This window comes from Planomonospora antibiotica (assembly GCF_014647955.1).
Lineage (GTDB): Bacteria > Actinomycetota > Actinomycetes > Streptosporangiales > Streptosporangiaceae > Planomonospora > Planomonospora parontospora.
In genome coordinates, this window is record NZ_BMQE01000002.1 from 207,557 (window position 1) to 226,609 (window position 19,053).

Annotated in this window: 22 protein-coding genes; 5 read left to right on the top strand and 17 right to left on the bottom strand. The window is 70.4% G+C overall.

The features are described 5' to 3' along the window. Nucleotide 1: 1 nt before the first annotated feature. The gene (locus IEZ06_RS02725) at nucleotides 2-718 is read left to right on the top strand and encodes an ABC transporter permease (protein ID WP_189235057.1); all 717 of its coding nucleotides are present in this window, start codon (nucleotides 2-4) and stop codon (nucleotides 716-718) included. Nucleotides 719-785: 67 nt separating this feature from the next. Continuing rightward, nucleotides 786-2,024 carry a sensor histidine kinase gene (locus IEZ06_RS02730; RefSeq protein ID WP_189235058.1) on the top strand — a complete coding sequence of 413 codons (1,239 nt, stop codon included), beginning with the start codon at nucleotides 786-788 and terminating at the stop codon, nucleotides 2,022-2,024. A gap of 157 nt (nucleotides 2,025-2,181) precedes the next feature. On the opposite strand, the gene IEZ06_RS02735 is transcribed toward IEZ06_RS02730, so the two are convergent. From IEZ06_RS02735 to rplM, 4 genes are all read right to left on the bottom strand, one after another. Beyond that, nucleotides 2,182-2,712 carry a hypothetical protein gene (locus tag IEZ06_RS02735; RefSeq protein ID WP_189235059.1) on the bottom strand — a complete coding sequence of 177 codons (531 nt, stop codon included), beginning with the start codon at nucleotides 2,710-2,712 and terminating at the stop codon, nucleotides 2,182-2,184. A 125-nt stretch (nucleotides 2,713-2,837) separates the two neighbouring features. Next, a complete protein-coding gene (glmM, locus tag IEZ06_RS02740) occupies nucleotides 2,838-4,205 on the bottom strand; it encodes a phosphoglucosamine mutase (RefSeq protein ID WP_189235060.1) in 1,368 nt (455 codons plus the stop codon). A 1-nt stretch (nucleotide 4,206) separates the two neighbouring features. Next, on the bottom strand, nucleotides 4,207-4,731 hold the full coding sequence (gene rpsI / locus IEZ06_RS02745) for a 30S ribosomal protein S9 (RefSeq protein ID WP_189235061.1): 525 nt from the start codon (nucleotides 4,729-4,731) through the stop codon (nucleotides 4,207-4,209). Nucleotides 4,732-4,802: 71 nt separating this feature from the next. Further along, nucleotides 4,803-5,246, bottom strand: a complete 444-nt coding sequence (rplM, locus tag IEZ06_RS02750) for a 50S ribosomal protein L13 (protein WP_068896563.1) — start codon at nucleotides 5,244-5,246, stop codon at nucleotides 4,803-4,805. Between the two features lie 367 nt (nucleotides 5,247-5,613). On the opposite strand from rplM, the gene IEZ06_RS02755 reads away from it, so the two are divergent. The 3 genes from IEZ06_RS02755 (at nucleotide 5,614) to IEZ06_RS02765 (ending at nucleotide 9,541) form a co-directional block, all read left to right on the top strand. After that, nucleotides 5,614-6,387: a CAP domain-containing protein gene (locus IEZ06_RS02755; protein ID WP_189235062.1), complete on the top strand. Its 774-nt coding sequence runs from the start codon at nucleotides 5,614-5,616 to the stop codon at nucleotides 6,385-6,387. Between the two features lie 35 nt (nucleotides 6,388-6,422). Beyond that, the gene (locus tag IEZ06_RS02760) at nucleotides 6,423-7,577 is read left to right on the top strand and encodes a hypothetical protein (RefSeq protein ID WP_189235063.1); all 1,155 of its coding nucleotides are present in this window, start codon (nucleotides 6,423-6,425) and stop codon (nucleotides 7,575-7,577) included. A gap of 1,013 nt (nucleotides 7,578-8,590) precedes the next feature. Next, nucleotides 8,591-9,541, top strand: a complete 951-nt coding sequence (locus IEZ06_RS02765) for a hypothetical protein (protein WP_189235064.1) — start codon at nucleotides 8,591-8,593, stop codon at nucleotides 9,539-9,541. 210 nt (nucleotides 9,542-9,751) lie between these two features. Here IEZ06_RS02765 and truA read toward each other — a convergent pair whose 3' ends face one another. From truA to secY, 13 genes are all read right to left on the bottom strand, one after another. Further along, entirely contained in the window at nucleotides 9,752-10,699 is a 948-nt protein-coding gene (gene truA / locus IEZ06_RS02770) for a tRNA pseudouridine(38-40) synthase TruA (RefSeq protein ID WP_189235065.1), read from the bottom strand. 79 nt (nucleotides 10,700-10,778) lie between these two features. Continuing rightward, on the bottom strand, nucleotides 10,779-11,315 hold the full coding sequence (gene rplQ, locus IEZ06_RS02775; RefSeq protein ID WP_189235066.1) for a 50S ribosomal protein L17: 537 nt from the start codon (nucleotides 11,313-11,315) through the stop codon (nucleotides 10,779-10,781). A gap of 143 nt (nucleotides 11,316-11,458) precedes the next feature. After that, nucleotides 11,459-12,475, bottom strand: a complete 1,017-nt coding sequence (locus IEZ06_RS02780; protein ID WP_068896558.1) for a DNA-directed RNA polymerase subunit alpha — start codon at nucleotides 12,473-12,475, stop codon at nucleotides 11,459-11,461. Between the two features lie 101 nt (nucleotides 12,476-12,576). After that, entirely contained in the window at nucleotides 12,577-13,203 is a 627-nt protein-coding gene (gene rpsD / locus IEZ06_RS02785) for a 30S ribosomal protein S4 (protein ID WP_068896557.1), read from the bottom strand. A 20-nt stretch (nucleotides 13,204-13,223) separates the two neighbouring features. Beyond that, complete coding sequence (gene rpsK, locus IEZ06_RS02790; RefSeq protein ID WP_012887860.1) at nucleotides 13,224-13,628, bottom strand: 30S ribosomal protein S11; 405 nt, start codon at nucleotides 13,626-13,628, stop codon at nucleotides 13,224-13,226. A 45-nt stretch (nucleotides 13,629-13,673) separates the two neighbouring features. After that, nucleotides 13,674-14,054, bottom strand: coding sequence for a 30S ribosomal protein S13 (gene rpsM / locus IEZ06_RS02795; RefSeq protein ID WP_068896556.1), 381 nt, complete (start codon nucleotides 14,052-14,054; stop codon nucleotides 13,674-13,676). A gap of 297 nt (nucleotides 14,055-14,351) precedes the next feature. Then, nucleotides 14,352-14,465, bottom strand: a complete 114-nt coding sequence (gene rpmJ / locus IEZ06_RS02800) for a 50S ribosomal protein L36 (protein WP_003956441.1) — start codon at nucleotides 14,463-14,465, stop codon at nucleotides 14,352-14,354. Nucleotides 14,466-14,489: 24 nt separating this feature from the next. After that, nucleotides 14,490-14,711, bottom strand: a complete 222-nt coding sequence (gene infA, locus IEZ06_RS02805; RefSeq protein ID WP_012887858.1) for a translation initiation factor IF-1 — start codon at nucleotides 14,709-14,711, stop codon at nucleotides 14,490-14,492. 273 nt (nucleotides 14,712-14,984) lie between these two features. Continuing rightward, entirely contained in the window at nucleotides 14,985-15,452 is a 468-nt protein-coding gene (locus IEZ06_RS02810; RefSeq protein ID WP_189235067.1) for a hypothetical protein, read from the bottom strand. 105 nt (nucleotides 15,453-15,557) lie between these two features. Continuing rightward, nucleotides 15,558-15,995 carry a DUF1707 SHOCT-like domain-containing protein gene (locus tag IEZ06_RS02815; RefSeq protein WP_203871777.1) on the bottom strand — a complete coding sequence of 146 codons (438 nt, stop codon included), beginning with the start codon at nucleotides 15,993-15,995 and terminating at the stop codon, nucleotides 15,558-15,560. A 37-nt stretch (nucleotides 15,996-16,032) separates the two neighbouring features. Beyond that, nucleotides 16,033-16,854: a type I methionyl aminopeptidase gene (gene map / locus IEZ06_RS02820; RefSeq protein ID WP_189235068.1), complete on the bottom strand. Its 822-nt coding sequence runs from the start codon at nucleotides 16,852-16,854 to the stop codon at nucleotides 16,033-16,035. Between the two features lie 134 nt (nucleotides 16,855-16,988). Beyond that, entirely contained in the window at nucleotides 16,989-17,639 is a 651-nt protein-coding gene (locus IEZ06_RS02825; protein ID WP_189235069.1) for an adenylate kinase, read from the bottom strand. Next, nucleotides 17,639-18,952 carry a preprotein translocase subunit SecY gene (gene secY, locus IEZ06_RS02830; RefSeq protein WP_189235070.1) on the bottom strand — a complete coding sequence of 438 codons (1,314 nt, stop codon included), beginning with the start codon at nucleotides 18,950-18,952 and terminating at the stop codon, nucleotides 17,639-17,641. Before secY ends, IEZ06_RS02825 begins: the two co-directional genes overlap by 1 nt. Between the last annotated feature and the right edge of the window lie 101 nt (nucleotides 18,953-19,053).

A 19,053-nucleotide genomic window follows, 5' to 3' on the forward strand; every position in this document is an offset into this window, starting at 1 on the left:
CATGAACGGTGTCATCGCCGAGATCTCCTACCGGGCGCTGCTCGGCCGCCGCCGGGTCTGGCTGCTCGTCCTGCTCCCCGCGGTGCTGCTCGCCCTGGCCGTCCTGCTGCGCGTGGTCGACGCCGGCGGAGAGCGGGCCGCGGTCATGCTCCTGCAGACCTTCGCCGTCGGCACCATGCTGCCGCTGCTGGGCCTGATCGCGGGCACCGGTGTGATCGCCCCCGAGATCGACGACGGGACGGTCGTCCACCTGCTGGCCAAGCCGATCTCCCGGCCGGTGATCGCGCAGACCAAGTTCCTGGTCGCCGCCTCGGTCGTCGCGGTCTTCGCCGCCGTGCCGACCTTCGCCGCCGCCTACCTGCTGATCGGCCTGGAGTCCGGGGTGGCGTCGGGCTTCGCCCTGGGCGCCCTGATCGGGGGCGTCGCCTACGCGGCGGTGTTCATGCTGCTGGGCACGGTCACCCGGCACGCGGTCACGATCGGCATCGCCTACGCGGTGATCTGGGAGGGCGTGGTGGGCAACTTCGTCCCCGGCGCCCGCCGGTTCTCCATCCAGCAGTGGTCCCAGACGGTGGCCGACCAGGTGTCGTCGTCGGCCTTCCTCACCACCGAGATCACGCTCGGCTTCGCCGCGGCGGCCCTGCTGCTCGTCACGGTCGGAGCCGTCGTCTGGGCGGGACAGCGCCTGCGGAGCTTCTCGCTCACCGGCGACGAGTGAGCTCCGCACCCCCTCGGGCGGTTCGTCGTCCGAGGAGCGATCGGCCCGGTTTGGTTAGCATGCGCAGATGCGGGCGACGATGGCGGCACTGGCGGGCCGCGCGGGCAGGACGAGCCCTCACACGGTGGACGCGGTGCTCGCCGTCGCACTCACCGCGTTCACGCTGCTGTGGGAGGCGAACGACCGCAGCGGCGGGTGGCGGGAGCCGGACGCGGTCTCGGCCGCGCTGACCTGCGCGGCCAATCTGCCCGTCGCCGTGCGCAGGCGGGCCCCGCTGACCGTGCTGCTCGCCTGCGCCGCCGCCGCCGCGGTCCACCACGCGCTGGGCTACCGGCCCAGCGCGGACAACTTCTCCTGCCTGTTCGCCCTCTACGCCGTCGTCGTCCAGCGCCCGCTGCCGGCCGTGCTCGCCGGAGCGGGCCTGGCGACGGCACTGTGGTGGTGGGCCGGGGTCATGGCCGCGGACGGCGCGGTGCTGCTCAACGCCGCCCAGGGGCTGGCCTTCTCGGTGGCCACCTGCGCGTTCGGACTGGGCAACCGCAGGCTCGCCGATCGCAACCGGCGCCTGGCCGAGCTGACCGAGCAGCTCCGGCAGGAGCAGGAGGACCGCGAACGGCGGGCGGTCACCCGGGAGCGGGTGCGGATCGCCCGCGAGCTGCACGACATCGTGGCCCACCACATCTCGGTGATGTCGGTGCAGGCCGGCCTCGGTTCCTACGTCGTGGACTCCGATCCCCGGACGGCCCGGGAGGCGCTGACCACGATCGCCGACACCGGACGTGAGGCCATGGAGGAACTGCGCCGCCTGCTGTCCCTGCTCCGCGTCGACGGCGGCAGCGGTGACAGCGGCAGCGGTGACGGCGGTGACCGCGACGAGGAGAAGTACGCCTCCGCACCCGGGGTCGGGCGGCTGGGCCCGCTCGCCGAGCGGCTGAGGACCGCCGGCGTGCCGGTGGACGTACGGATCACCGGCACGGCGCGGCCCCTGCCGCCGGGACTGGATCTGTGCGTCTACCGGATCGTCCAGGAGTGCCTCACCAACGTGCTCAAGCACGCCGGCCCCGCACGGGCCGAGGTGACCCTGGCCTACGGCGCGGACGAGCTGACGGTGCGCGTCACCGACGACGGCCGCCCGCCCGCCCGGCCCGGCGCGCCCCGCGGGCACGGCCTGGTCGGCATGGCCGAGCGCGTCAAGCTGTACCGGGGGACGATCGGTCACGGCCCCCGGCCGGACGGCGGCTTCGAGGTCGTGGCGGTGTTCCCGCTGTCGTCCGCCCTCGGGGGAAGCCGGTCCGCGGCCCCTTAGCGGCACCCGCATCCGGTCGAGGATCCCCGCGCGTTCGCCCGCGAGGGCGAAGCGCCGGATCGTGAACGGGTACGGCCCGCACGGAACACGTGCGGGCCGCAGGAGGCGGGTACGGCCCGCGCGGAGCACGTGCGGGCCGTACGGGGGACGGGGGCGGTTACGCCGGGAAGTCCTTCGGGTTGACGCCGCTGGTGCGGGCGTTGCCGCCCCTGACCGGGTTGAGGGTCAGCGTCCAGATGGTGGCGCTGGTGGAGGTCGTGGTGAACCTCAGCCGGTCGTTGAACTTCTGGTAGGAGGCGCCCCGGGCGAACCTGCCCTTGGAGACGCTGAACCGGTAGCCGCTGGTGAAGAAGATCCGGTAGGTGCCGTCACGGACGTCGTTGACCTTCGCGGTCGACCGGGCCCGGACGTAGACGCTGATCGCCTTGCTCCTCCCCCGGACGAGGGTGACGACCGCGTCCCGCGACGTGCCGTTCTTGACCTTCAGGGTGCCCTGGCCGCCGCTGATGCGGTCGTAGAGGATCCTGCCGTTGCGGGGCCGTGCCGCCGCCGTCGCCGTCCCGGCCGCCTCGGACCAGGAGACCGTTGCGGTCGCGGTGGAGGGCGCGGCGCTGGCCGGTGCTGCGGTGAAACCGGTCAGAAGCGCGGAGGCAAGGACCACTCCCGCGAGGGGACGTAGAGAGACCATGTCGGCAAATATGTCGAATTCACGGTCGGCGCGTCAACGCGGTTCCGTCTTCCGGGAGCGTTCCGGGGCCCTTCCACCGGAGCGGGACCGGCCCCCGCGAAGGGCACCGGTCCTGCTCACCGGGGTCACACGCAGGCCGTGCGGACGACGTCCGCCAGACGGCCCGCCAGTTGCTCGGCCTGCTCCGCCGAAGCCGCCTCGACCATGACGCGGATCATCGGCTCGGTGCCGCTCGGCCGGATCAGCACCCGGCCGGTCTCGCCGAGTTCCCTCTCCGCCTCGGCCACGGCCGCGGCCAGCTCCGGCACCGAGGCCTTCGCGCGGTCCACGCCCTTGACGTTGACCAGCACCTGCGGGAGCCGGGTCATCACCGAGGCCAGCTCCGCCAGCGGCCTGCCCTCGCGGACCACGGCCGACAGCAGGTGCAGCGAGGTCAGCAGGCCGTCGCCGGTGGTGGCGTGGTCGAGCATGATCACATGTCCGGACTGCTCACCGCCGAGGTTGTGACCGCCCTCACGCATGGCCTCCAGGACGTAGCGGTCGCCCACCGCGGTCTCGATCACGTCGATCCCGGCGTTCCGCATCGCCAGCTTGAACCCCAGGTTGGACATGACCGTGGCGACGACGGTGTCACCCGCCAGCCGGCCTTCGGCGTGCATGGCCACGGCCAGCACGGCCATGATCTGGTCGCCGTCGATCACCTCGCCGGTGTGCGCCACCGCCAGGCAGCGGTCGGCGTCGCCGTCGTAGGCGATCCCGACGTCCGCGCCCCGGGAGACCACGATCTGCCGGAGCTTGTCCAGGTGGGTGGAGCCGACCCCGGCGTTGATGTTCAGCCCGTCGGGCCGGGCCCCGATGGTCTCGACCTTCGCCCCGGCCCGGATCAGCGCCTCGGGGGCCACCACGTGGGCGGCGCCGTGGGCGCAGTCGAGGACGACGCTCAGGCCGTCGAGCCGGCCGGGCAGGGTGGACAGCACGTGGGACACGTAGCGGTCGGCCTCGCCGTACGCCTCGCGCACGCGGCCGACCCCGGCGCCGACGGGACGGTCCCATTTCTCGCCGAGGCGCTGCTCGATCTCGTTCTCCACCGCGTCGGGCAGCTTGAAGCCGCCGCGGGCGAGGAACTTGATCCCGTTGTCCGGGGCGGGGTTGTGGGAGGCGGAGATCATCACGCCCATGTCGGCTCCGAGAGCCGTGGTCAGGTATGCGACCGCCGGGGTGGGCAGCACGCCGAGCCGGAGGACGTCCACGCCGGACGACGCGAGGCCGGCGACCACCGCTGCCTCCAGGAATTCTCCTGAGGCTCGGGGATCCCGGCCCACGACGGCGATCGGGCGGCCCGGTGAGGCACCGGACCGCCCGTCGGCGGCGCTGAACGCCCCGGCGTCGCCGAGGACATGAGCTGCGGCCACGGACAGGTCCATGGCGAGCTCGGCCGTGAGGTCGCGACCCGCGACCCCACGTACCCCGTCGGTGCCGAAAAGGCGCCCCAACTTAACGCTTGCTGTACTGGGGGGCCTTACGGGCCTTCTTGAGACCGTACTTCTTGCGCTCGGTGGCGCGGGCGTCACGGGTCAGGAAGCCGGCCTTCTTCAGCGGCGCGCGGTTGACCTCGACGTCCAGGACGGCCAGCGCACGGGACAGGCCCATGCGCAGGGCGCCGGCCTGGCCGGTGACGCCGCCGCCGTCGATGCGGGCGATGACGTCGAACTGGTCCTCGGCGCCGAGCGTCACGAAGGGCTCGTTGACGATCTGCTGGTGGACCTTGTTCGGGAAGTAGGCGTCAAGCGGGCGACCGTTGATCGTCCACTTGCCGGTGCCCGGCACGATGCGCACGCGGGCGACGGCCTCCTTGCGGCGGCCGGTGCCGTACGAGTTGCCCACGGTGATGGGCTTGCGCACGGCCTCGCCGCCGGCGGCGGCGGAGGACTCGCTGGTGTACTCGGAGGGGAACTCCTCCGCGTTGTAGTCGTCCAGCTCGCCCTCGACGGGCGTCTCGACACCGGTGGGCTCAGCCACGGTTCTCCTCAAACTTTCCTACTCGGCGCCGGCCGACGGCCGACGCTGCTGCTGATGCGCAGCTCGTACGACTACTGGGCGATCTGGGTGAGCTCGAACGGCACCGGCTGCTGGGCCTGGTGCGGGTGCTCGGAGCCGGCGTAGACCTTGAGCTTCTTGATCATCTTCCGGCCGAGGGCGTTCTTGGGCAGCATGCCCTTCACGGCCTTCTCAACGGCGCGGTCGGGACGCTTGTCCATGAGCTCGGCGTAGGTCACGGAACGCAGACCGCCGGGGTAGCCCGAGTGACGGTAAGCCTTCTTCTGCTCGAGCTTGTTGCCGGTCAGCGCGATCTTGTCGGCGTTGATGACGATGACGAAGTCACCGGTGTCGACGTGGTTCGCGAAGATCGGCTTGTGCTTACCGCGAAGCAGGGTCGCGACGTGGCTGGCCAGCCGGCCGAGCACGATGTCGGTGGCGTCGATGACATACCACTGACGCTCGACTTCAGCAGGCTTGGGTGTGTACGTGCGCACGGTCGTATGCCTTCTTTGATCGCATCTCGGCGCTGTCGGAAGCGACAGCAACATGGTCGGTAGGTGCGGGCGCACGACAGCCCGGACCTTCCGTCTCCCTAGATGCGAGGAGATGACGCCGGACGCGCCGCGTATCGGTCTGCAGAGGAGACCGATTCGCACACAACGAATTAGCAGAATACAGGCCTGGAGGAGGGAGGGTCAAAACGACACCGCCCCAGACCGGTCTTCGCCAGGAGTCTACCGTGCGGGAGGGATGCGGCGCGGCCGCCCGCCCGATGCCGGACGGCACCCGGCCGAACGTTTGCAACTCGTTCCCGGCATTCCCTTCTTCAACTATCTCAACATCTCTATCGTTGATAGCAGTATGTGGCAGTCCCCTTACCCCGGGCATACCCAGCGGGCCGCCTTGCGCCGCGCCGGGTTGTTCGCCTGCCTCGCCGCGGTCCTGCTCATCGGGTTCGTCCTCGGCCGGGGAAGCCGCGACGAGGAGGCCCCCGGCCACGTCTACCTGAACGAGGCGGGTCCCGCCGACCCCTCGCCCGCCCTCGCGACCGGACCGGGCGGCGCCCTCGACGAGCGGGTCCCGCTCCGCCGGGTCGCGCGCCCCTCCCCCTCTCCCTCCCCTGCGGCGTCCCGGCAGCGGCGTCCCGTCCCGCGGGCCTCCGGCGGCCCGCGCAACGTCATCGAGGGCTCCGCGAACGACGACCCCCAGTACGTCCTGCGGGGGGACGGCGGCCACGGCGTGAACCAGGCGCTGAGCGCGATGGAGAGCGAGGTCGTCCGCCTCACCAACATCGAGCGCCGCCGGGCCGGCTGCGCCCCCCTGCGCATCGACAGGCGACTGGTCCGGTCGGCGCGGGCGCACTCCTCGGAGATGGCGCTGAGCGACGCCTTCTCGCACGACTCCCCGGGCGGCGGCGGCTCCCCCTGGGACCGCATGGAGGCCGCCGGCTACCACGCCGGGGGGGCCGAGAACATCGGCCGCGGTTACACCTCCGCGGAGGAGGCGGTGCGCGGCTGGATGGCGAACCCCGGCCACCGGCACAACATCCTCAACTGCGCGCTGACGGCCACCGGCGTCGGGGTCGTGGAAGGGCTCGGCGGTCCCTGGTGGACACAGGACTTCGGGTATTCGTGAACTGATCCGCCCTGATACGGAGTTAATCTCAGCGCATGGGTTTTCCCGGGGATTCACCGCGCCGCCAGCCGTACGTCCAGCCCGGCGGGCAGCAGCCGCCCTTCCAGACCGGCGGGCCGCAGTCGCCGCCCGCGTGGGACGACCAGACCGGCGGGCAGCCGGGCGGACAGGGCGGCGGACGGCCGGGCGGACAGGGCGAGAGCTGGTTCGGCCCGCCCGTGCAGGGCCCGGGGCCGCAGTCTCCGGCCGGGTTCGGCTCCACGCCCCAGGAGCCCCCGCGACCGGCGCCCGGATGGCAGGCACCGGCCGGGCAGACGGCGGCCGGGCAGACGCCTACCGAGCAGACGGCGGCCGAGCAGGAGGGGCCCGGACCCGCGGCCTTCGCACGCGAGACGCCCGAGCCCACGGAGCCCGGGCGACGCCCCAAGAAGCAGAAGCAGGCGTGGAGCCCCTACGAGGAAGGCCCCCGCGCGCTCCTGCCCACCTTCGTCGCGGTCGGCGTGATCGGCATGCTCATCGCGGGCGGCATCGGGCTGGCCGTCTTCGCCAGCTCCGGCGACGACTCCCTGGCCGGCGTGGCGGACGCCCCGGCGCCCGCCGCGACCAAGCCGGTGATCCCCGCCAACCCCGGAGGCACGTTCGGCTTCGCCGAGTCCCGCAAGACCGACCCGGCCAAGCTTGCGCTGGACGAGCTCTTCAAGAGCCGGAAGGCCCGGCACAAGGGTCAGACCTACCTGATGACCGCCCGCAGGAACGACAAGAAGTGCAAGGACGCCGTCGTCGGCTCCGGCCTGCAGAAGGCCCTCACCGCGGGCAGGTGCAACCAGCTCGTCCGCGCCAGCTTCCGCGACGCCTCGGGGAAGATCATCGGCACCCTGGGGGTGGCCAACCTCGACACCTCCTCGGCCGCGGCGAAGGTCGTCAAGGCCACCAGGGGGAAGGAGCCCCAGCAGTACCTCAAGGTGCTGCCCGGCAAGGACAAGGTCACCAAGCTCCTCGGCACCGGGGAGGCCTTCGTCGGAGGATGGCGCCACGGCCACTACGCCGTACTGGTCTGGTTCCAGTACAAGGACGGCCACCTGCCGAGCAAGGCCGAGGCCAAGAAGCTCAACGCGGCCGCGTTCGGAGTCGCCGACGCGACCGTCACCCCCGCGCTGGAGTCCCGTTCGCTGACCGGGAAGCGCCCCTGAGCAACACCCCATAAGGGACTTTTCAGGCACGAAACCGGCGGGCGATCCGGCCAGGAACGCACATACTCACATGCCGATCTCCGGCTGTCGCTACGCTGCCAGGTATGCGTGGCCAGGAATCCGGATCCGAGCACGAGCGCGAAACCGACGGTTCGGTCGTACCGGCGACGCCGCCGCCGAGCTTCGGCCAGCCTTCATCGCGCGTGCCGCGGACCGATCTCGCCGAAGGCGAGCAGTCCCATGTCCCTCCGGCGCGGCCGGAGCCCGAGCCCGAGCCCGCGGCCGGCCGGCCGTGGGCGGCTCCCGACGACGGCGGGACCTCCTACGACTGGCTCGCCCCGACCGGGGAGGAAGACGTCCTCGCCCCTCCCCCCGGCGGACCCTCCGCCCCGGCGTGGCAGCCGCCGCCGGCCTTCACCGCCGCCGCCGCCGGTATACAGGTGTGGCCCTCACCCGCCGCGGACGCCCCCGTACCCCCTCCGTGGCCCGCGGCCACGGGGGAGCCCGTCGAGGAGCTGTCCTGGCCCGACTCCGACGAGGGGGCCCGTCCCGGTGAGGCCGGCGGCCTCATCGGCCGGCCGCCCCACCTCGGCTCCCCCGCCATCGAGAACCCGGAGAACACCGTCGACATCCGCCTCCCCGCTCCCGCCGCGCCCGATCCGCAGGAGCCCCTTCTCCCGGTTGCGGACCCGCGGGAGGCCGGTCCCGCCGGGGCCGACCGGCCGGACCTCCCCCCGCCCGCTCCCATCGGCCCACCCCCGGCCCTCGGCGGCTCCGTCCCCGCTCCCGGCGACCTCACCCCGATGGCCCTCTCCGGTCCGGAGCCGACCGGGCATTCCGGGCATCCTGGACCGCCCGCAGCCGAGCACGCCGTACCGACCGCACCGACCGCACCGACCGCACCCCAGGAGGTCACGGCCGGGAACGCCGCGCCACCCGCATCCGCACCTCGGCCGTCCACGGCCGAACGCTCCGCGCCCCCCGCGCCTCAGCCGCCCGCGGCCGAGCCTCCGGTGAACCCGCCCGTGACGCTCCCGGCTCCGGGACCGGTCCCGTCCCCGGCCGACCAGCCGACCCCTCCGGGCGGTTTCCCGGTCGTCGCCCCACCGTTCCCGCCGCCGGCTCCTCCCGGCGGGGAACTCCCCGCGCCCGCGGGCCCGGCCGTGGAGCGCGGCCCGTTCGAGCCGCCCTCGGCGATCGCGTCCGGGCCCCCGGCGCCTCCCGCCGCCGCTCCCGCGACCCCCGGCCGGGGCCGGATCGTCCTGGTGGCCGCCGCGGTCGCGGTCGTGGTCGGCGGCATCGGCACCGGCGCCTTCTTCGCCTACCGGTCGTTCAACGCGGCCGATCCGCAGCCCGTCCGGCCGACCGCCGTACCGGAGACCGGAGATCCGACCGCGGAGAGCCCCGAGAACATCCCGACCGAAGAGCTGATCGACACCACGCTGCTCAACTCCGAGCTGACCGACCCGGGCAAGATGACCCTCGCCGACGCCTTCGCCAGGAAGGTGACCGTTTCCGGGACCACCTTCACCCGGGTCAAGACCCACCTGACCCAGGACTGCGACAAGGCGGCGGCGGGCGCGTTCGCCACGGCGCTCGAGGACGGCGACTGCCGCCGCGTGCTGCGGGCCACCTACGTCGACCGCAAGAAGAAGTACGCCGTCACCACGGGCGTCGCCGTCCTGCCCACCCGTGAGTCGGCCGTCAAGGTCGACCAGGCCAAGAACCTCGAGAAGAACCTGTGGTTCCGCGGCCTGCGGGGCGCCTCCGGCAGCGGGGCCGAGCGCATGCACATCGCGGGCGGCTACGCCGCGGGGCTGGTGTGGGGCCGCTACATCGTGTTCAGCTACGCCACCTTCGCCGACGGCCACACCCCCACCGCGAAGGAGAAGAGCCTCGGCAAGCTCAGCGGGGCCTTCCGCGACCAGACCTCCAAGGTCGTCGAGCGCCGCCTGACCCGCTGACGGCGTCCGCCCCGCGCTCCGGAGGGCGGGGCGGACGCCGCCGGGAGCGCCCGCATCGAGGCCGTCCCGGTGCTCCCCGGCCCACGTATCCGGCGGAGCCGTCCCGGCCCCGCGTCCGCCGGCTCATCACGGCCCCAGCACTCCCGCCGCCGGCTCAGCCCTCCACGCGCGGCAGGGCCGGCTCAGCCCTCCACGCGCGGCAGGGCCGGCTCAGCCCTCGACGCCCGGCGGGGCCGGCTCAGCCTTCGGCACGCGCACCCGGCGGGTCAGCGCGGCCCGCAGAGCCAGTTCCTCCGCCCCGGGATAGCGCACCTCCTCCAGGCAGAGCCCGTGCGCCGGCGCGACGTGCACCCCGGAATCCCGTACGGCTCTCGCCAGCACCTGTCCCGGCCACTCCACCCCGAGACGCCCCTCGCCGACCGCCAGCAGCGATCCCACGAGCGCCCGCACCATGGAGTGGCAGAAGGCGTCGGCGACCACCGTCGCGACCAGGAGCCCGTCCCGGCCGCCCTCCCGGACCCAGTCCAGCCGCTGCAGCTCCCTGATCGTCGTGGCGCCCTCGCGCTTCTTGCAGAACGCCGCGAAGTCGTGCTCGCCGAGCAGCCGCGCGGCGGCGGCGTTGAGCCGGTCCAGGTCGAGCGGGCGGGCGTACCAGACGACCTCCCTGCGCCGGAGCGGGTCCACGCCCCCGGGCGCGTCGCACACCCGGTAGGCGTACCGGCGGGACAGCGCGGAGAAACGCGCGTCGAAGCCCTCAGGGGCCACCGTGACGCGATGGACCCTGACGTCCTGGGGAAGCACTCCGGCCAGCCTCCTGCGCAGGGCCGTGAGCCGCTCCTCGAACCGCTCCCGCGGCCCTCCGTCCCCGGCCTCCCCCGCGGCGCCCCCGGCTGCTCCCGCGGACCGCCCGCGCGCCCTCGCGTTCCCCTCCACCGCCGCGAGCGCGTCCTCCGCCACGTCCAGGTGCGCCACCTGCCCCCGCGCGTGCACCCCGGCGTCGGTCCGGCCCGCCACGGTCAGCGCGGGAGGCTCACCGAGCCGCAGGACCCTGGCGAGCGCCTCCTCGATCTCCCCCTGGACCGTCCGCCTGCCGGGCTGCCGGGCCCAGCCGGAGAACTCCGTGCCGTCGTAGGCGAGATCCAGGCGCAGCCGTACCACGTTGTTCCTCCCGGAGAACGGGAACGGGCCCGGTATCCCCGATGCGGGGATGCCGGACCCGTTCACCCAGCCTGAGAGATCAGGCGTTGTCCTTCTTGTCCTCGGTCTCCTCGGCCGGAGCCTCGGTCGCCTCGTCGTTCTTCTCCGCGGCGGGGGCCTCGGCGGTCTCCTCGGCCGGAGCCTCGGTGGTCTCCTCGGCCTTCTCCGCGGCGGGGGCCTCGGCGGCGGCCGGAGCCTTGGCGACGCGGACCGTGTTCAGCGGCTCGGACACCAGCTCGATGACCGCCATCGGGGCGGCGTCGCCCTTGCGGAGGCCGACCTTGGTGATCCGGGTGTAGCCACCGGGACGCTCGGCGAAGGTCGGGGCGATCTCGGTGAAGAGGTGGTGGACGACGCCCTTGTCGCGGACGACCGTCAGCACCTGGCGACGGTTGTGCATGTCGCCCTTCTTCGCCTTGGTGATCAGCTTCTCCGCCAGCGGGCGCAGGCGCTTCGCCTTCGCCTCGGTGGTCTTGATCCGGCCGTGCTGGAACAGCTGGGTGGCGAGGTTCGCCAGGATCAGCTTCTCGTGGGCCGGGCTGCCGCCGAGACGGGCACCCTTGGTGGGCCTGGGCATTTCGTTCTCCTTGAGAGTGAACCCGCCCCGGCCGTATCAGGTACCGGGGTCGGGCCACGGGAACCGCTCGCGGCTCCCGTGTGGCGATCAGTCCCGGAGGGGCCACGCCCTCCGGGGGTCACGGGGACGGAGTCCCCGCGGAATCAGTACTGCTCGGTCTCGACGTACGCGCTGTCGTCGTCGTCGTAACCGCCGCCGGCCACCGCGGTCGGGTCGAACCCGGGCGGGGAGTCCTTCAGCGCGAGCGACATCTCGTGCAGCTTCTGCTTGACCTCCTCGATGGACTTCGCACCGAAGTTGCGGATGTCCAGCAGGTCCTGCTCGCTGCGCGCGACGAGCTCGCCCACGGTGTGGATGCCCTCGCGCTTGAGGCAGTTGTAGGAGCGGACCGTGAGGTTCAGCTCCTCGATCGGCAGCGCCAGGTCCGCGGCCAGGGCCGCGTCCGTCGGCGACGGGCCGATGTCGATGCCCTCGGCCTCGACGTTCAGCTCGCGGGCGAGGCCGAACAGCTCGACCAGGGTCTTGCCGGCGGAGGCCACCGCGTCGCGGGGCTTCATCGCGGCCTTGGTCTCGACGTCCAGGATCAGACGGTCGAAGTCGGTGCGCTGCTCGACACGGGTCGCCTCGACCTTGTAGGTGACCTTGAGCACCGGCGAGTAGATCGAGTCGATCGGGATGCGCCCGATCTCCTGGCCCGGCTGCTTGTTCTGCGCCGCGGAGACGTAGCCGCGACCGCGCTCGACGGTCAGCTCCATCTCCAGCTTCGCCTTGCCGTTCAGCGTGGCGATGCGCAGCTCGGGGTTGTGCACCTCGACACCGGCCGGGGGCGCGATGTCGGCGGCGGTGACGTCGCCGGGGCCCTGCTTGCGCAGGTACATGACCACGGGCTCGTCGTGCTCGGAGGAGACGACCAGCTCCTTGAGGTTCAGGATGATGTCGGTGACATCCTCCTTGACCCCCGGGACGGTCGAGAACTCGTGCAGCACGCCCTCGATGCGGATGCTGGTCACGGCCGCGCCCGGGATGGACGACAGCAGCGTGCGCCGCAGCGAGTTGCCGATGGTGTAGCCGAAGCCCGGCTCCAGCGGCTCGATGACGAACCGGGAGCGGGTCTCCTCGATGGTCTCCTCGAGGAGGGTCGGGCGCTGAGCGATCAGCATGTGGGTTCTCCCCTTGACGTGCGGCGCCCGCTATTTGACGCCGCTCGATAACAACAGCATAGGTGCCGTACGGCAAGCCGCACGGCACCCGCGAAGAGCCGCTACTTGGAGTAGAGCTCGACGATCAGCTGCTCCTGGACCTGGGTGTCGATCTGCTGACGGACCGGGAGCTGGTGGATCAGGATGCGCATGGCCTCCGGGGCGACGCCCAGCCACGCCGGGAACGTCTTGTCGCCGGCGGTGGCGCGCGCCACCTCGTAGGGCAGCAGGTTGCGCGAGCGCTCGCGGACCTCGACGATGTCGTGCTCGCGGACGCGGTACGACGGGATGTCGACCTTCTTGCCGTTCACCAGGATGTGTCCGTGGCGGACCTGCTGGCGGGCGGCGTCGCGGGACTCGGCGAAACCGGCGCGGTAGACCACGTTGTCGAGACGGCTCTCCAGGATCTGGAGGAGGTTCTCGCCGGTCTTGCCGCCCTTGCGGTTGGCTTCCTCGTAGTAGTTGCGGAACTGCTTCTCGAGGACGCCGTAGATGCGGCGGGTCTTCTGCTTCTCACGAAGCTGGAGCTGGTACTCAGACTCCTTGGGACGGCCGCGGCCGTGCTCACCCGGCGGGTAAGGACGGATCTCGATGGGGCACTTCGCGGACTCGCACTTCTTGCCCTTGAGGAAGAGCTTGACCTTCTCCCGACGGCAGAGCTTGCAGTCCGCACCCGTGTAACGAGCCATTTTCTATCTTCTCCTGGGGCTCAGACGCGACGGCGCTTGGGCGGGCGGCAGCCGTTGTGCGGCACGGGGGTGACGTCCTGGATGGAGCCCACCTCCAGGCCGGTCGCCTGCAGCGAGCGGATGGCGGTCTCGCGGCCGGAACCCGGGCCCTTGACGAAGACGTCGACCTTGCGCATGCCGTGCTCCATGGCGCGGCGAGCGGCGTTCTCGGCGGCCATCTGCGCGGCGAACGGGGTGGACTTGCGAGAGCCCTTGAACCCGACGTGGCCGGCACTGGCCCAGGAGATCACGTTCCCGCTCGGGTCGGTGATCGAAACGATCGTGTTGTTGAACGTGCTCTTGATGTGGGCGTGCCCGTGAGCGACGTTCTTCTTTTCCTTGCGGCGCACCTTCTTCGGTGCACCCTGGCGGCTCTTAGGAGGCATTGTTTGCCTTCACTCCTGAGGTCTTCGGTCCCGCGGCTGCGCGGACTACTTCTTACCGGGCTTCTTCTTGCCGGCGACGGTCTTCTTCTTGCCCTTGCGGGTGCGCGCGTTGGTCTGCGTGCGCTGACCGTGCACGGGAAGACCGCGACGGTGCCGGATGCCCTGGTAGGACTGAATCTCGATCTTGCGGCGGATGTCGGCCTGAATCTCGCGACGGAGGTCACCCTCGATCTTGAAATTCGCCTCGATGTAGTCACGCAGCGGCACGAGCTCTTCGTCGGTGAGCTGGTGCACCCGGAGGTCGCCGCTGACGCCGGTGGCCTTCAGGGTCTCGAGCGCGCGAGTGCGGCCGATTCCGAAAATGTAGGTGAGAGCGATCTCCAGCCGCTTGTCGCGGGGGAGGTCGACGCCAACCAGGCGAGCCATGGTCGGGCATTCTCCTTCTTTGTGGCGGAGGTCCTACGCTTCACTTCCCCTCCCCATGCCCGGGGTGAGGGCCCCGGCCTCCGACCGGGGGTCTCCTGCGGGGTACGGCCTCGTCGGCCGCCTGCGCAGGTGTGAAACGCGATTACCGTTCTTCCGGGCTGGGCCCGCCTCGCCTCTCCGCCGCGGGGAGCGTCTCCGCTCACCTCGCCGGACCGGCGCGGCCGCCTTCGCCCGATGGGCCCCACATGGATCGAGTCCGCCTCTTGCGAGCGGACTCCGTGAGACCTTCTGCCGCGACTAGCCCTGACGCTGCTTGTGGCGCAGGTTGTCGCAGATCACCATGACACGACCGTGCCGGCGGATCACCTTGCACTTGTCGCAGATCTTCTTGACGCTCGGCTTGACCTTCATAGTCCTTATTCGTCCCTCAGACGCTTACTTGTATCGGTAGACGATCCGCCCACGACTGAGGTCGTAGGGGCTCAGTTCGACGACAACCCGGTCGTCGGGAAGGATTCGGATGTAGTGCATGCGCATCCGCCCGCTGATGTGGGCCAGGACCTTATGGCCGTTGTCGAGCTGGACCCGGAACATTGCGTTCGGGAGCGACTCAACCACAGTGCCCTCGATCTCGATGGCGCCGTCTTTCTTGGCCATGTCCCTCGCGTTTCACTGATCGGTCGTCTGAGGCTTCGGAACACTAAGCAGCCGCGACCATGCGCTTCCAGGAGAGGCGGCGGTAGCGACACCGCTGAGGCGCAATGGTCATAGTGAACCGAAGAAGGAGTGTACGGCACCGGGCGATGAAATGCGAAACCGCCGGCCGGTGCTTGACACAACCACCAGACAGCATACCCCCCAGCCGAGCGGAAAGCCCGCCGGTGACCGTGTCACCGGCGGGCCCGTGTCGATCGGCCTTCCCGGCCGCGCCTAGAAGGCGTCACCCCAGCCGCCGCAGTCGTCGAAGCGGTTGTCGCCTTCGCAGACGCGGATCTTGAAGTCGTCGAAGCCGTTGCTCTTCTTGAAGCCGCCGAACTTGGTGAAGTGCCTGCCGCCGAACGTCTTGTAGTACTTGGTGTGGGTCCCGAACTTGTCGTGCCACCTGAACCAGACGTAGCTGTACTCGCGGTCGCGGTCACGGTCGAACAGGTCCCCGTGGAACCAGTAGCGGCCGCCCTGCTTGATCCAGTAGCCCTTGAAGTAGGAGCGCTTGCCGAAGCCCTCGCCACCGCCGAACTTCGAGTGGTAGGGGCCGAAGAAGTGCTTCGACCCCTGCGCCTCCTGGGAGGCGGCGGTGGCCGTGCCGGCGGTCGAGGCCTGGGCCGGAGCCGCGGCCAGACCGGCGGCGAGGGCGCCGGTGAGGGCGGTGGCGGCGAGAAGGGTGCGGGCCTTGCTCATGTCTTCCTCCTGTGAAGGGGTCCGTCGTTCGGACACCGCTCACGTTAGGAAGCTTCGGCCCGCCCTTCTGCGGAGGAATGCACACTCACCGCCGAGCGTGCACTATTACGGCTTCCGGCCGTCGCCGAACTTCATCAGGACGGTCGCGACCAGCAGGATCGCACCCCAGGGGCCCATCACCCACAGCGGCCAGGGATAGGGGAAGTCAAAGTCGTCCCCCATGCCGATGGCGAACCAGATGCCCCAGTTGACGCTGACCGCGAAGGCCCAGGGACCCCACATGGCCAGCAGGCGTCCCTTCACCGTCTCCTCCTTCGCCGGCGGGCACGGGGCGACCTCCCGCATGGCGCGCAGGTCGACGTCGGGCAGGTCGGAGGTGAGGGTCGCGAGCTCGCCGTACGTCCTGCTCGCGTAGAGCTGCTCGAGTCGCTCGTCGAACTCCTCGACGGTGAGGCGACCCTGCGCGTAGTGCTCACGGAGCACCGAGGCGACCCTGTCCCTGTCGTCGTCCGACGCCCGCATCTGCGGACCAGCCGCCATCATCGCTCACATCCGCTCGCCACGGCGGGCCGCGTCGCCGCTAGCCCGCACTCTCTGCCTGTACGCCGGCGAACCGCTCTTCGCCCCCGTCGAGCGCGGTCAGCACCCATGGTCCATTATGTGTCACCGCGACGCTGTGCTCGAAGTGCGCGGAGGGCTTGCCGTCGACGGTGACGACGGTCCAGTCGTCGGCCAGCACCTTGGTCCGCGCGGTGCCCAGGTTGACCATCGGCTCCACCGCGAAGCACATGCCCACCTCCAGCCTGGGCCCCTTGCCGGGCTTGCCGTGGTTGGCGACCCAGGGGTCCATGTGCATCTCGGTGCCGATCCCGTGCCCGCCGTACTCCTGCGGGATGCCGTAGCGGCCCTGGGAGCGGACGTACTTCTCCACCGCGTGCCCCACGTCGGACAGGTGACCGCCCGGCTTCAGGGCGGCGATCCCCTGCCACATGGACTCCTCGGTGACCCGCATCAGCTCGGTCAGCGCGGGGTCCACCTCGCCGACCGGGACCGTGACGGCCGAGTCGCCGTGCCAGCCGTCCAGGATGGCTCCGCAGTCGATCGAGATGATGTCGCCCTCGCGCAGCTTCCGGCGGTCTCCGGGGATGCCGTGGACGACCTCGTCGTTGACCGACGCGCAGATCGTCGCCGGAAAGCCCTGGTAGCCCTTGAAGGAGGGGATCGCACCCTCGTCCCGGATCGCCTTCTCCGCGATCGCGTCGAGGTCCAGCGGCGTCATGCCCGGCTGGACGCTCTCCTTGAGCAGCTGCAGCGTCCGCCCGACCACCAGGCCCGCGGCACGCATCTTCTCCAGCTGCTCCGGCGTCTTGATCTGAATCCCGTGCCGGTTCTTCTTGAACACGTATGCACCCCCTGGGGTGATTAAACGGGCGATTCGGGAGCTCAATTCCCCCGATTGTGCCCTAGAAGCCTCTCCTAACGACAGCACGCCACCTGCGGGGCGCTTCCCGCGGGTGGCGTGCCGGATGAGAACCGCTAGTCGACGTAGGGCGCCAGGGCCTCCATCGCGCGACGGGTGACCTCTTCCACCGGGCCGGCCGCCTCCACCCCGACGAGGATCTTCTCGTCGGCGTAGAACGAGACCAGCGGAGCGGTCTGCTCCTGGTAGACCTCCAGCCGGCGCCGGACGGTCTCCTCCTTGTCGTCATCCCTCTGGTAGAGGCTGCCGCCGCAGGCGTCGCAGATGTCGTCCTTCTTGTCGTCGAAGTCGACGTGCCAGATGCGGCCGCACTGGCCGCAGGTCCGGCGGCCCGCAAGACGGCGGACCACCTCCTCCTCGTCGACCACGAGCTCCAGGACGACGTCCAGCGCGACCCCGAACTCCGCGAGCATCTTCTTCAGGATCTCGGCCTGGGGCACGTTCCTGGGGAAGCCGTCGAGCAGGAAGCCGTCCCGCGCGTCGTCCTCGGAGAGGCGGTCGCGGACCATGGCGATGGTCACCTCGTCGGGCACGAGGTCGCCGCGGTCCATGTACTCCTTGGCAAGCTTGCCGAGCTCCGTACCGCCCGAGACGTTGGCACGGAAGATATCCCCTGTCGAGATCTTCGGGATTGACAGGTTCGATGCGATGAACTGGGCCTGAGTCCCCTTACCCGCTCCGGGGGGCCCCACCAGGACGAGGCGCACTACTTCAGGAAGCCTTCGTAGTTGCGCTGCTGCAGCTGGCTCTCGATCTGCTTCACGGTGTCAAGACCGACACCCACCATGATCAGAATGCTCGTGCCTCCGAACGGGAAGTTCTGGCTCGCTCCGACCAGCGCCAGCGCGACGATCGGCACCATGGAGATCAAGCCCAGATAGAGCGATCCCGGAGCCGTGAGTCGCGAGAGCACGTAGTTCAGGTACTCGGCCGTCGGGCGTCCCGGGCGGATACCCGGGATGAAACCACCGTACTTCTTCATGTTGTCGGCCACTTCAACGGGGTTGAAGGTGATGGACACGTAGAAGTAGGTGAAGAAGACGATCAGGAGGAAGAACGTGACCATGTAGGCCGGGGTGTCGCCGGTGGTCAGGTTCTGCTGGATCCACTGCACGACCGCGTTCGGCTCTTCCGTGCCGCTGAACAGGGTCGTGACCAGCTGCGGCAGATAGAGCAGCGAGGAGGCGAAGATGACCGGGATGATGCCGGCCTGGTTCACCTTCAGCGGGATGTACGTGGAGGTCCCGCCGTACATCCGGCGTCCGACCATGCGCTTGGCGTACTGCACCGGGACCCGGCGCTGGGCCTGCTCGACCATGACGACCAGGGCGATCATCGCGATGCCGACGACCATGACCACGGCGAAGACGAACGCGCCCTTCTGGCGGCCGATGTTCAGCAGCTCGGACGGGAAGACCGCGATGACCTGGGTGAAGATCAGGATGGACATGCCGTTGCCGACACCGCGGTCGGTCACGAGCTCGCCCAGCCACATGATCACGGCGGTGCCCGCGGTCATCACCAGGACCATCGTCACGATGGTGAAGACGCTGTCCTTGTCGAGCAGGACCTCCTGGCGGCAGCCGGGGAACAGCCGGCCGCTGCGCGCGAGCGCGATGAAGGCGGTGGACTGCAGGATAGACAGGCCGATCGTCAGGTAACGCGTATATTGAGTGATCTTGGTCTGGCCCGCCTGCCCCTCCTTCTTGAGGGCTTCGAGGCGGGGGATGACCACGACCAGGAGCTGGAGGATGATGCTCGCGGTGATGTACGGCATGATGCCGAGCGCGAAAACGGAGAGCTTCAGCAGCGCGCCGCCGCTGAACAGCTGCACCATCCCGTAGATATTGCCCGCATCGCCGGCCTGCGCCTCCTTGAGGCACAGGGCGATGTTTTCGGTGTGAACACCCGGAGTCGGAAGAACCGAGCCGAGACGGAACAGCGCGATGATGCCCAGTGTGAAGAGCAACTTCTTGCGCAGGTCCGGCGTACGGAACGCTCGGGTAAACGCGGTCAGCACGGTCCCTCCTGCGCGCCTGAAAGGCGAGGTCGGTCAGCGATGGTGCGGGGGTGATCCATCTTGGTATCTCAAGTCAACGAGTCCGTGGAAATGAGTTGACA

Bases quoted from the DNA above. Each gene is read 5' to 3' on its own strand.
- IEZ06_RS02780 (WP_068896558.1), bottom strand. From the start codon at position 12,475: ATGCTGATCGCTCAGCGCCCGACCCTCCTCGAGGAGACCATCGAGGAG.
- IEZ06_RS02815 (WP_203871777.1), bottom strand. From the start codon at position 15,995: ATGATGGCGGCTGGTCCGCAGATGCGGGCGTCGGACGACGACAGGGAC.
- rpsM (WP_068896556.1), bottom strand. From the start codon at position 14,054: ATGGCTCGCCTGGTTGGCGTCGACCTCCCCCGCGACAAGCGGCTGGAG.
- IEZ06_RS02810 (WP_189235067.1), bottom strand. From the start codon at position 15,452: ATGAGCAAGGCCCGCACCCTTCTCGCCGCCACCGCCCTCACCGGCGCC.
- rpsK (WP_012887860.1), bottom strand. From the start codon at position 13,628: ATGCCTCCTAAGAGCCGCCAGGGTGCACCGAAGAAGGTGCGCCGCAAG.
- rpmJ (WP_003956441.1), bottom strand. From the start codon at position 14,465: ATGAAGGTCAAGCCGAGCGTCAAGAAGATCTGCGACAAGTGCAAGGTG.
- IEZ06_RS02735 (WP_189235059.1), bottom strand. From the start codon at position 2,712: ATGGTCTCTCTACGTCCCCTCGCGGGAGTGGTCCTTGCCTCCGCGCTT.
- IEZ06_RS02760 (WP_189235063.1), top strand. From the start codon at position 6,423: ATGGGTTTTCCCGGGGATTCACCGCGCCGCCAGCCGTACGTCCAGCCC.
- IEZ06_RS02725 (WP_189235057.1), top strand. From the start codon at position 2: ATGAACGGTGTCATCGCCGAGATCTCCTACCGGGCGCTGCTCGGCCGC.
- IEZ06_RS02730 (WP_189235058.1), top strand. From the start codon at position 786: ATGCGGGCGACGATGGCGGCACTGGCGGGCCGCGCGGGCAGGACGAGC.
- IEZ06_RS02755 (WP_189235062.1), top strand. From the start codon at position 5,614: ATGTGGCAGTCCCCTTACCCCGGGCATACCCAGCGGGCCGCCTTGCGC.
- rpsD (WP_068896557.1), bottom strand. From the start codon at position 13,203: ATGGCTCGTTACACGGGTGCGGACTGCAAGCTCTGCCGTCGGGAGAAG.
- infA (WP_012887858.1), bottom strand. From the start codon at position 14,711: ATGGCCAAGAAAGACGGCGCCATCGAGATCGAGGGCACTGTGGTTGAG.
- rplQ (WP_189235066.1), bottom strand. From the start codon at position 11,315: ATGCCCAGGCCCACCAAGGGTGCCCGTCTCGGCGGCAGCCCGGCCCAC.